Genomic DNA, 12,582 nt, shown 5'->3' with positions numbered 1-12,582 from the left:
CCTGCACACGATTGCTCGCAGCTGTAGAGAAAAAATGAGCAATCATCTCAATCAGGAAAATACCATAGCTGCAATGTCTACTCCCCCTGGTGCAGGTGGAATCGGCATTATCAGAATGAGCGGCGCAGAATCTCTCGAGATTCTGCGCCGTATTTTTGTGCCGTTGGACAAAAACTGCGCTTACGAAAGTCATCGCCTTTATTATGGTCATGTAACAGACCCGGCCGACGGCAAAGTGCTTGATGAGGTGCTTGCAGTTTATATGCAGGCTCCGCGTACCTATACCAGGGAAGATGTGGTCGAAATTCACTGCCACGGCTCATTTCTGGTATTGCAGAATGTGCTTGAACTGCTTCTCCGTCAGGGGGTCGAACTGGCTGAACCCGGAGAATTCACCAAAAGAGCATTTCTCAATGGCAGAATCGACCTTACCCAGGCAGAAGCGGTAATCGACATTCTCACTGCCCGCACCAACAAAGGTGTAGATCTGGCGCAGGAACAACTCTCCGGTTCACTCTTTCAACAAATAGATATAATTCGCAAAAGCCTGACCAACATGCGGGCGGTTATAGAGGTGGCGATCGATTTTCCGGATGAAGATGTGGAAATTGTCGATCACAGCCATCTCATCAGCCAGCTGGACACTGAAGTGGCATCACCGCTGGACAAACTTTTGCGAAGTGCAGAGCAGGGCAAGATCTATCGGGAAGGGATTTCAGTGGTTATAGCCGGGCTTCCCAATGTCGGCAAATCAAGCCTGCTCAATACTCTTTTGCAGGAAGAGCGGGCCTTGGTTACAGAGATCCCTGGGACAACCAGAGATACAATTGAAGAATATATAGATATTCTCGGAATGCCGGTACGACTTGTTGATACTGCGGGTATCAGGGAAGATGCCGAGATTGTTGAGGAACTCGGAATTCAGCGAGCGAAGGAGTTGATTAACGCGGCAGACCTGGTGTTGTTCATGCTCGATGGAGCTCGGGAAATATCTGCTGCAGACGTCCGCCTTTATGAGTCAGTTGCTCATAAGCCTTTACTGGTGCTGGTTAATAAAACCGATGTGTGCAAAGTTCATGAAGGCTTTACCAGGCCTCTTGGTACCGATGCTCCGGCTGTTTATATATCAGCCAGAGAGCAGCATGGTATCGAGGAACTGAAGAAAGCGATTTTTAATCGTGTGGCGTCCGGTAGTGAGCAGTGGGAGGAGACTGCTTGTGCGCCGAATATGCGGCATAAGCTGGCGCTGCAAAAAGCCAATGAAGCTTGTATCCGGATTCAGGATGCATTGAATATGGGGTTAACCAGTGATCTGATCGCGGTCGAATTACAGGAATGTCTCGATCAACTTGGTGAGATTGTTGGTGAGACGACCACAGAAGATATCCTTGACGTTATTTTTGAACAGTTTTGTCTTGGCAAGTAATAATCTGTTGCCTGGTGAAGTTGTTCTCTGTGTTTTTCATCGCTCAGATCGGTGATCGAACAAATGGGGCATCGCCAGGCGATACCCCATTTGTTGTAATTCATAAGGTCATTTCCAACACTGCCTGCACTACTTTGTCAGCTCCTTCCGCTATTTGGTCTACCCGTGAATCAAGCATATAGCATGGGGTCGTGACTACCTTGTTCGCAGTATCCACAGTTATTTCACAATGCATGGTTTTTTGGTGATGGGCTCCCATTGCTATCAGGGCCTCTGATGTCCCTTGATCCTGCCCGATTGTAACAGTAACCTCCTGGATGATCTGAGCAATGATTACCGGAGCGATGCAGAGTGCACCAATGGGTTTGCCTGCCTCATGAATCATTTTTATGGCTTTTGCCACGCCGGGTTCTACAGTGCAATCCGGTCCTTTAAAGGCAAAGTCTGAGAGGTTTTTGGCAGCTCCAAAACCTCCAGGTAGTATCAGAGCATCGAAACTATCTGCTGAAAAATCCTTTAAATCGACAACATTTCCACGGGCAATTCTAGCCGATTCAACAAGAACGTTTCGGCTTTCAGTCATTTCTTCGCCGGTCAGGTGATTTATCACATGGTGCTGGTTCCTGTCCGGGGCGAAACAGGTGTACTGGGCACCATATTTATGGATGGCAAGTAACGTGAGAGTCGCTTCATGGATCTCTGTCCCATCAAGATAGCCGCATCCAGATAACAGTACAGCGATGTTTTTCTGCATCGTGTTTCTCCTATTGCACCCTCTATGGGGTTGGTTTGTACCTAGAGTAGCCTGCCTCTTTCATCTAACCTGAATAGAAATTTTCATTATGCTTGATGGTATTGATGCCCTGTCAGTGAGCCTGTATCTCCCTCAGCAGTGCTTCGGCATCTTCGCGTTCTGCAAACTCTTGTTCTGAGTCGACAGACGATTGCAACGCTTCGATTGCACTCTGGGGATCATTGTTACCCTTTTGGGCGAGCGCCATGTGGTAGAGAATGATTGGATTCTCAGGATCTGCTTCCAGTGCCTGCTGAAACTGGGATATGGCCAGCCCATACGATTCCCGTTTCAGATGAACCACTCCGAGGGTGTCGGCGATATGGGGGTCGTCAGGTAGTGCCTGTTTAGCAAGCATGGCGAGCCGGAGTGCCTCTCCAAGGTCGGCATTTTCATCACTCGCAAGAATATAGGCAAGATTATTGGCGGCTGACGGCAGGTCCGGCGCGACTGTAAGAACGTGTTCATAGTGCTTTCTAGCCTCCCCCATCTGGCCTTTTGTTTCGTATAAGGTGGCAAGTCCAAGGCCTGCAGGGATGGAATCAGGCTGAGACTTCAGCAACCCAAGAAACTCGTTAATGGCTTCATCTGTGCGGCCCATCGAATGCATAAGCCGCGCAGATGCAACAAAAGAGTGAGGCAGGTCTGGTGCAAGTTCCTGGGATTTTGCATAAGCTTCCAGCGCCTCTTCTGGTTGTCCTCCCTGGGAGAGAATGTTACCGAGCAGCATATAGTGTCCGGCTGTATCAGGTGAACGTTCAATCTGTTGTTTGACAATCTGAATTCCTCTTCCAATATCATTTTCTGATGCAAGCGAGGCGTAGAGCGCTAAAGCTTTTGCATTGTCCGGTGCCAGTTCGACAAGTTTCTGGAAGGTTTTTTCCGCCTGTTCTTTGTCTTGTTTACCGAGATAGGCGAGGCCGAGACTGCCGAGCATGTCAAGATCCGTTGGGGTGATTTTACGTATCTCTTCAATAGCTTTTATTGCGTCATCAAAGCGTTTTTCCGCAAGCAGTGCTTTAGCCATCAATTTGGCTGCAGCAAGATTTTTGTTGTCCAGGCGCAAGGCTATGGTGGCCTCCCGGCCCGCCCCGTCAAACTCGCCTCTCCCGAGCAAAATCCTCGCCAGAAGTGTATGATAGCGACTGTTGGCTGGTGCAAGTTGAAGAGCAGTTGCAGCCGACTTTTGTGCAAGCTCGAGATCTCCGGAGCGCAGATGGGTAAGGGCCATGAAGTAATGTGGGTCAGGCCACTTCGGGTAGTTCGACGTGAGAGAGATGAGCAGCTCCAAACCCTCATTGAGTTGATTATCATTGAGTAGTAGCTTGGCTTTGACAAATTGGGCACCGCCGTGATTCGCGTTGTCAGAAAGGATTGACTCACAAATTTCGCTGGCTTTATCAAACCGTCTCAATTCAAAATAGGCATTGGCAAGTTCGGCTTTGAGTTGAATGGAATCAGGGAGGTCCGTCGTGGCAATTTCGAGGAAGTCTACCGCCTGCTGATACTGGTTTCCGGTCCGGTAGATATTAGCAACGGCTGACCTGAGGTCGCTGGATTCTGGATCAAGTTCTACAGCTTTCTGGGCGGCGGTCATTGCTTTATCAATATCCTTTGTTTGCAAATAAAAATTGGAAAGCAAAGAATAGGAACGCCAGTCTTGCGGGAAACTCTCCACCATTTGCAGCAAAATTTCTTCTGCCTTCTCTTTATCCTGCTGCTGTTGATAGAAAAAGAGTAGTGTTCTAAAATTATTGGAATTTTCAGGGTTTACTTCAAGAGCCTTCAAAAACATTTCTTCGCTTGTTTCGAAATCCTTCTCGACGGCCGCAATGCGGCCCCTCAAGTTGAAAAAACGGTCTGATTGGGGATCTTTAGTTTTGAGGGTATTTACAACCTGCTGGGTGGCCTCAATGTTGCCAGCGAGTAGTTCCAGGTTAGCGAGCAGGTACAGAGCCTGAGTATTATCAGGCTCTATTTCCAGTACCTTCTCTATGTACTTTCTGGCATCGTCAGTTTCTTTGGCCATAAGCAGGAATTCAGTTACTTTGACAGCGGCATCAGTGTTGGCAGGTTCCAGGTCTGCTGTCCGCTTCAACTGATTGAACCCAGCCTGCATGTTTCCTTCTTCGAGCTGTAAAAGGCCAAGCTGATACCTTGCTTCAGCGTATTTGGGGTCGATCTGGATGGCATTTCGAAGCTCTATTATTGCGGCCTTGTTGTCATCCTGCTCGATATATTCCATGGCCCTGTTGTAGTGTTTGAGCTTTTTCTTGTTGTCGTCTGAACAACCGGGAGTAATAAGGAGCATAATCATGATACAGCATAAAGAAATCAATCTTGAGAAGAGCATAACGTATCCTTTCAGAAAAAGTTAATCTGATGCTGCACGTGCTGAGACTGGTTGTGCCTTGAATTAAGAACTGGGTATAACCGTTACGCAATATATTAGGCCATAACAAATAACCGTAGTATATGTCGAATGATTTTCCTATCAAAAAAAACGTGCTGTCATCAAGGTGGCCTGCTTGTTCCGAACACTAATATTACCATCTCATATATTGGATGCCTGAGTAAATCAGTAAATACCGCTGTTCATAGCAAAATTTTGCTGCTACGGGGCAAAAGGCCCAGGAAATTAAAATTTCTGTATAAAGGGATGGGTTGAGAACCGATAAATTCTGAAGGAAAAAGAAGCTGAATGTTGTTATGCGATTGGGTGGGGGAGCCCATTAATGTGCGGGAGTGACATGCGGGAGTACCTATCTCCAACCGATAGATCAGTTGTCTTTTTCCCTTAGAAAATCTTTGGATTGGCAATATCGTTAAGGACGTCAAAAGTGATACTCACCTGGAAGCTTTGTAGTGTTGGGTCACGCCAGCTCTGTAGCCGCTCATCCAGTGCTTCACGGTCCTACTTACATCTGCTTGGGGGGACATCAATACTACAGAGTTCCTCGGTTATCTTGGAAACCTCATGGGGCGAGATAGCTTGAATGTACATTACTGCCAGGGCGAGTCTTAGCGCTCTCGCGGCTCGGAAGATCGCTGAGGGGAAAACTCTGTATCGCAGGTCATCGTTGTTCTCCTTTCTTATTCATTTCCGCAAAAATGAAAGAAAAAAAAGATGGCCAGTTATAGCCAAGACTTGTCTGAGTTTACATAAAAAAATGTGCTCCACCGCGCTTTTCGCCCGATTTGACACGGGTCGTCTCAGGACGTACTATGCAAGCATGTATACCTGCGATTCTTGGATAGAGCGATGAATCATAATGGGAAAGTACGATGAGTGCTCTTTTCCCTTTGGATATTATTAATATAGCCGATTTGATGGTGGGCCGATGGTATGAAGCACTAAAGATCTGGTCGGGAGACCTTATTCATACCAAAGGGCTTTGCGATTCAGCAATGATGGACTGAACGATGAGACGCCTTCTAATGTTACGTCTTTTAGTGCCACTTCTTCTACTCAGTTGTTTGGTTCCTTTGAGTCTGTGGGGAGCTGAACTACGTACCTTAGAGATAGAATATTCTTTCACCCCTCCAGATTATTCGGGAGGGAGCCACGTAGGGTATCGGCTGTATAAAGAAGGTCAGCTGGCCTGCGAAACTGCTGATACAGTGACCAACCCAATGGTCTGCGACATAATGACGGACAGCGGGACTTTCGACTTCACCCTAACGGCATTATATAGCGATAATACTGAAAGCCCTCCTTCCATATCGTTCTCGTACACTATCTCCACTCTTCCTCCAGGCGAAGTGTCAAAAACACTGGCAATAGAGTATTCGTTTACTGCTCCACCTCTATCAGGTGTAACGCATGTGGGGTATCGGTTGTACAAAGAAGGTCAACCGGCCTGCGAAACTGCAGACACAACCACCAACCCAATGGTCTGCAACATATTGACGGGTGTTGGGACCTTTGACTTCTCCCTGACTGCGTTATACAGCGACAATACTGAGAGTGCAGCCTCATCGCCATTCACTCTCACCATTACCGATACACCGCCAATTTTACCACCTCCAAGCGCGGCCTTCACAGTCACGCCCACTTCAGGAGAGGCGCCACTTTCCGTATCGTTCGATGCATCTGCCTCAAGCGGGGAAATTGCGAGCTATTCCTGGGCATTTGGTGACGGCGGGACGGGAGTGGGGGGGAATGCCACCCATACCTATCAAGAGGCCGGTAACTACACGGCCACCTTAACCATTGCCGATGCGAGCGGTGTGACAGACACGAGCAGCGTTGGCATTAGCGTTGCCGAGCAACCACTCCCGCCTCTTGGTGCATCCATTTCAGCCCTTCCCACCTCAGGAGAGGCTCCACTTTCCGTATCGTTCGATGCATCTGCCTCAGGCGGGGAAATTGCGAGCTATTCCTGGGCATTTGGTGACGGTGGGACGGGAGCGGGAGTGAGCGCTTCCCATACTTACCAGGAAGCAGGCAGTTATACAGCCACTCTGACCATAGCTGATGCGAGCGGTGCGACAGACACAGGCAGCGTTGGCATTAGCGTTGCCGAGCAACCACTCCCGCCTCTTGGTGCATCCATTTCAGCCACTCCCACCTCAGGAGAGGCTCCACTTTCCGTATCGTTCAATGCTTCTGCCTCAAGTGGAGAAATTGCCAGCTATTCCTGGTCGTTCGGTGATGGTGGATCGGGAACGGGAGTGAGCACTTCCCATACCTACCAGGAAGCGGGTAATTATACTGCTACCTTGACCATTGCCGATGCAAGTGGTGCGACAGACACAAGCAGTGTTGGCATTACCGCCGCGGAACAGTCGCCGCCTCTTAAAGCCTCGATCAGTACCGACACCACCTCCGGTGCGCCGCCCCTGGCAGTGGCGTTTAACGGAACCGGTTCAACAGGTGAAATTGTTTCCTACCAGTGGTCGTTCGGTGACAACAACCAGGGCAGCGGATCAGCTGTAGGGCACACCTACGAAGCTGCTGGCAGCTATACGGCAACATTGGTGGTCAGCGATTCCGCAGGAAACAGCAGTCAAGACACCGTCAATATAACAGTGGGAGAAACGGCCTCACATACATTGACCATAGAATATACTTTCAGCCCTCCGAACATCGCCGGGGTAGATCATGTTGGATACCTCTTGTATAAAGACGGACAACCGGTGTGTGAAACAGCGGAAACCACCGCGACACCGTTCAGTTGTGATATTACCAGCGAGGATGGAACGTTTAATTTCACCCTCACAGCACTCTACAGCGACGATAGCGAAAGTCCCCACTCAGCCCCATTCACCCTGAGCATAGGCACGCCGGCGGAGCCTCCCCTCAGCGCGGCCATAGTCGCGACTCCGCTCGCAGGCGATGCTCCGCTCTCCGTCTCTTTTGACGGTTCCGGCTCCTCAGGTGAAATTACCGCATATGAGTGGAATTTTGGTGATGGCGGTCTTGGCCGCGGGGTGACGGCTGACCACGCATATGCAACTAAGGGTAACTTTACCGCCAGCCTGGTGGTGAGAGACCAGGCTGGTAACACCAATCAAGAATCGGTGATCATTAGCGTTCAAGAGCCGACAGAGCCACCTACCACCGAACCGCCGACGGCGGTGATAGCATCATCGAACCCAATCGGTGACAAACCGCATGACGTTTCATTTGAAGGGAACGGTTCCACCACGAACCAGCCACCGATAGTTTCCTACGAGTGGAATTTTGGTGACGGGAGCACTGCCATAGGTGAAGCGGTGGCCCATACCTTTAACGTGGCCGGATCCTTTGATACCATTTTGACGGTGACGGATAGTGCTTCGCTCAGCGATCAGGCGAGCACGCCTATACTTGTCACTGATTCAGGGTCGACGCCCAACGAACCACCGCAAGCAGTCATCTCTGTCACGAGTTCCAAGGGGGAAGTGCCATTTACGGTGGGTTTTGACGGCTCCGAATCAAGTGATGCTGAAGGAGCTATCGCCTCCTATAAATGGAGTTTTGGTGATGGCTCCACGGCTACTGGGGCGACTACTGAGCATATCTATACCATTCCGGGAACATACACTGCTACTTTGCAGGTTACCGATAGCGCCGGAGAGACTGGAAGCAGCTCCACGACCATCACCGCCCTAGAATCTGTTCTTCCAGAGTTTTACTTCGAACTTCAGGAAGTCCAGGTTCGGCAAAAGTGGCAACGATTTGAGTTCGCACAGCAATACAAGGACCCTGTGGTAATTGTCGGGCCTCCGACATACAAAGATCCAACTCCTGTGGCCGTTCAGGTGAGAAATGTCGACTCGATAGGATTTGAGATGCAATTGGGCCGATGGGAATATCTCAAAGGCAAACACGCATGGGAAACAGTGACCTATATGGTCGTGGAAAGGGGTTCATACACCCTTGCTGACGGAACGAAGATCGAAGTCGGCACTTTTACGGCAGATAGCTCGTTTACAGAGGTAAAATTCACCGAGCGGCTTAATCGCGAGCCGGTGCTTCTTACCCAGGTGCTCACTGTAAATGAGTCAGGCGTGGTGGTCGGCAGGTTGCGTAATGTCGATCTGATCGGATTCGAATATCAGTTGCAAGAGCAGGAATCGACGCAGTCAAACCATGGACAAGAAAGCATAGGCTATATCGCCTGGGAGAGTGGCTCCGGTTTCTTCCCGGAGAATCAATTGGCGTATGAAGCAGTTTTGACACCGAATTCGATTACAGATAGCTGGGCCACAATTACCTATCAAAGCGGATTCTCTGATATTCCGCTATTTCTTGCCACAATGCAGACGACCAATGAGAGTGATACCGCTGCACTGAGAATGAAAGATGCCGGAACTTCATCTGTTAAGATAAAAGTTGAGGAAGAACAGTCTCAAGACCAGGAGGTGAGCCACGCTCCGGAAACGGTGGGTTATCTGGTTATTGGTTCCACTCCGCCGGGACAAGAGTAAATAGGGGTAACAGGAAAAACTCTTGTTGATAAACTAACTCACGCATAAGTCAGCACTCAATATTCAGAATGGAATAGAGTTACGCTAAGTGATGAAGACAAACTGATCAACTTATAAAACTGTTAACTATATTGTTTAAGGGAAAAAGGCAATGAAATCGTTCAAAACCGCTCGATATATCAAAGTGGCCTTAATCAATGCAACCTTGTTGTTGCTGACTGTTTTTCTGCTTCCACTTTCTACAAACGCTAAAGATGTTACTTTCCAGTGGACGGCAGTCCCCGAGCCACTAACCGGATACAGACTCTATTACAATTCGGGTGGAACGGGTGGGCCTCCCTGGGTGGGAACTGAGCTAAGCCAGGGGGCATCGCCTATCTTGGTCGGCAAAGTTACCTCGTATACTGTGACAGGGCTCTTGGAAGATGAGACCTATCATTTCGTGCTCACCGCCTTTAATGAAAATGGAGAAAGCGGGCAATCTGCAATGGTGACCGTTTCCCCACAGGATGCTCCGGTAATTATAAATATTACCGTGCAGTAGTAGAGGGGTAGTAGGTTTTTTTTATTAGGTGAAATTTCAGAGTGAATCACATGGAGGGAATGGCATGGGATATTGCTTAGCTACATATAGCAGAATTTGTAAAGTACGGGCTGGCACTATAATGAGCTGCTTACTCTTTATGTGTATTTCATTGTTAGCCTCCGGGGATATAAGTCAGGCAGCGGCGGTAAGTGGAGTCAAAGGAGTTGTTGCAGATGGGGAGGTCATCACTATCAGTGGTTCAGATTTTGGTGCAGCAGGACCTGACGTAATTCTCTTTGACGATTTTGAATCTGGCACGCCTGGAGCGAACATTGCGACGGGTCCAGGATCAGCTAAATATGGGCAGTGGTCTTCGAGAGACGGTAGTTCCTATTATGGAACGACCGCATCGGTGAGCGGTTCACAATCGTTTACGTCTGATTATTCGGTACACTATTCGAACTGGATACAGGGGAATTTGCCTCCAAGCACGAGAAATGTATTTATATCATGGTGGCTCTATCTGCCTTCGGGCAACAATTATCCAGGGGAAGGTTCATCGTCTGGAATAAATTGGAAACAAATGTGGTTGCAGGGCAGCAGCACGAATGATGACGATTTAGTTTTGCCAACGAGACATTCCTCATGGCAGATAAATGGAAATGAGAGCGATCCGGGGTATTCAAACTATACCAACGTTGATTTCGTCAAAGGTGAGTGGAAGAGGCTCTGGATATGGTTAAAAGGTTCGACCTCCTCAACCAGCAATGATGGAGAGGTGAAGTTCTGGGAGTTGACCCAAGGTGGTGTCGTACAGCGAGAAAATGATCTCGGCGTTAACAATCTTAAGGCTGGGGGGGCTTGGGAAAGAGTTCGGCCCAATGGCTATGGGCGACAAACATCAAACTGTTTTAGTTCATTTGACGATATTTATATCGCAGCTGGACCGTCAGCGCAGGCAAGGGTGGAAATTGGCAATTCCTCTACATATGACAATGCAACCAAATTGACAATTTTGACCCCAACGGCCTGGAGCAACAACAGTATTACAGCAACAGTTAATACTGGAGATTTTTCAGCAGGCGAAGCAGCGTACCTATTCGTATTCAAGGCAGATGGAAGTGTAAGTTCAGGATTTCCTGTCACCATCGGCAGCGAGGGAGGCGGTGGCGGAGATGACACACCTCCAAGTTTGTCTTTCACTCAACCAACTACTGGTTCCAGCTATACAATCGAAACAGCAAACGATCAGGAAACGATCACGATTGCAGGGACGGCAAGCGATGATAGCATGATATCATCTGTCACTTACTCAACTGATACCGGGGTAACGGGCGAGGCCGTTACCGATGACGGCTATGCCAACTGGAATTTTCCGGTGACGGTTAACCAGGGTGAAACAATTGTCGTAACGGTAACTGCAACTGACGATGCGGGGCAAGGCACCAATAAGACGCTGACTATCACCTGTGTCTCCGGCCCGGATAGCGGGTCCATTGCCTGGGATGCAACCATACAGACAGGTGATTCTGTTTGGAAACACTCCAGCGTGAGATACTGCGTCAGGCTACTGATAGAAGGCGATAGCATAACGAGTGCCGCGAGCAAGATTGCTCTGAGTTTTCAAGGACGTGATTCGGGTGATTATACTATTCGAAATGTCTCTATCGCACAGAGGGATACTGCAGGACGTGAGGGCGATGTGGTTGATGAGAGCTGGACCCAAGTGTTTTTCGACGGTGCTGCGTGGAACAATGCCGTAACTGTTAGTGCAAACACGGAAAAGCTGAGCGATCCGCTGAATTTCAACTTGCAGCCTGGTACCGATTATTATGTGACCTTTAAAATCGATGCTCCCTCTGTTTATCTTGTTCCACCGGCTGGCTATAGGGAACTCACTTTTTCGACTGAGGATCGAACCTACGATATAGATTGGGGTGGGAATGGGCATTGGGTAGGCGAGGACTATCATGCGTTCTCGAGGATTTATGTTTCTGATCCGGCTAACGTTCCTCCCACTCCGGATTTTCAACAGGCACCATAAGGTGCAGTTTTTCATACACTTTAAGAGAGTTTATGGTTGAGCGTATTATGAGCCATAACCTTCTCTCAGGTCAGCAATGGCGAAGGGGTGAAACCTTACGGTATACGTAGAGGAGGTTATAATGAAACAAGTGATCCTGTTGTCCATGGTCTTTTTGCTTCACGGTTCCTTTGCCTTTTCAGCAGTCTATAATTATGAATTTAAGGGGTTAATTACCTTCAGCGACTATTGGGAACAAAACGGCTTTGATCCATTTATCGAGATACCTACAGCTTTCAGTATATTTGGAATGTGGGGGGACCTCGGAGAAGAAGCATATTGTGAAATCGAGGAAGAAATATACCACAGTCTCAGTCCTACCCCTTTATTTGAGTTAGATTCTACTGAAGATTTTGATGTAATCTATTATCGTTTGGCAATTGACCATCCACTCGGTATATGGCACATTCATGGACTTGACTCATCTAAGGAGCTCATTTCAGACGATGGTTCGGTTAACTGGGATCTTTTTGGTGATCTTGATTGGCAGATTCTGTGGATAGCTGTTAATCATAATGACCCTGATTTGCCGGAGTACTGGGAGTATGACGGATTAATCACCTCGGTATCATTAAATGTAACGCCAGTTCCAGAACCGGCTACAGTCCTGGTCCTGGGGTTCGGAATAGTCGGGTTGGGTCTGATCCGTTGGCGAAACAGTTCGATAAATAGTGTGTAAAGTATTGTGCTTTCCGGCAACGCAGAGTATTGAGGTGCTTTTCATTGCGGAGATGGCTTGGATAGATCAAGGAGATAGCCTTGCGGAGAAATCAGGTTAGGCTGAGCCCAGCCAGTCACTGAGGTAATCTTTATTTGTGGTCGTGTAGAACGACAAATAT

Annotated in this window: 7 protein-coding genes; 5 read left to right on the top strand and 2 right to left on the bottom strand. The window is 48.5% G+C overall.

What is annotated here, in order from left to right; all coding sequences use genetic code 11:
* Positions 1-34: 34 nt before the first annotated feature.
* A complete protein-coding gene (mnmE, locus tag ACN5NT_RS03085) occupies positions 35-1,426 on the top strand; it encodes a tRNA uridine-5-carboxymethylaminomethyl(34) synthesis GTPase MnmE (RefSeq protein ID WP_419174481.1) in 1,392 nt (463 codons plus the stop codon).
* 100 nt (positions 1,427-1,526) lie between these two features.
* On the opposite strand, the gene elbB is transcribed toward mnmE, so the two are convergent.
* The gene (gene elbB / locus ACN5NT_RS03080; RefSeq protein ID WP_136795127.1) at positions 1,527-2,180 is read right to left on the bottom strand and encodes an isoprenoid biosynthesis glyoxalase ElbB; all 654 of its coding nucleotides are present in this window, start codon (positions 2,178-2,180) and stop codon (positions 1,527-1,529) included.
* Between the two features lie 112 nt (positions 2,181-2,292).
* Positions 2,293-4,572 (bottom strand): tetratricopeptide repeat protein, encoded by a 2,280-nt coding sequence (locus ACN5NT_RS03075; RefSeq protein WP_419174480.1) that lies wholly within the window; start codon positions 4,570-4,572, stop codon positions 2,293-2,295.
* Positions 4,573-5,840: 1,268 nt separating this feature from the next.
* On the opposite strand from ACN5NT_RS03075, the gene ACN5NT_RS03070 reads away from it, so the two are divergent.
* From ACN5NT_RS03070 to ACN5NT_RS03055, 4 genes are all read left to right on the top strand, one after another.
* Complete coding sequence (locus ACN5NT_RS03070) at positions 5,841-9,134, top strand: PKD domain-containing protein (protein ID WP_419174479.1); 3,294 nt, start codon at positions 5,841-5,843, stop codon at positions 9,132-9,134.
* A 151-nt stretch (positions 9,135-9,285) separates the two neighbouring features.
* Positions 9,286-9,678: a fibronectin type III domain-containing protein gene (locus ACN5NT_RS03065; protein WP_136799923.1), complete on the top strand. Its 393-nt coding sequence runs from the start codon at positions 9,286-9,288 to the stop codon at positions 9,676-9,678.
* A gap of 121 nt (positions 9,679-9,799) precedes the next feature.
* A complete protein-coding gene (locus ACN5NT_RS03060; protein ID WP_419174478.1) occupies positions 9,800-11,704 on the top strand; it encodes an Ig-like domain-containing protein in 1,905 nt (634 codons plus the stop codon).
* Positions 11,705-11,825: 121 nt separating this feature from the next.
* Positions 11,826-12,422 (top strand): PEP-CTERM sorting domain-containing protein, encoded by a 597-nt coding sequence (locus ACN5NT_RS03055; protein WP_419174477.1) that lies wholly within the window; start codon positions 11,826-11,828, stop codon positions 12,420-12,422.
* Positions 12,423-12,582 lie beyond the last annotated feature (160 nt).

It is taken from the genome of Desulfosediminicola sp. (genome assembly GCF_048381775.1).
GTDB classification, from domain to species: Bacteria; Desulfobacterota; Desulfobulbia; order Desulfobulbales; family Desulfocapsaceae; genus Desulfopila; species Desulfopila ganghwensis.
Note: the sequence above shows the minus strand (reverse complement) of the source record. Positions and strands in the feature narration are given on the sequence as shown.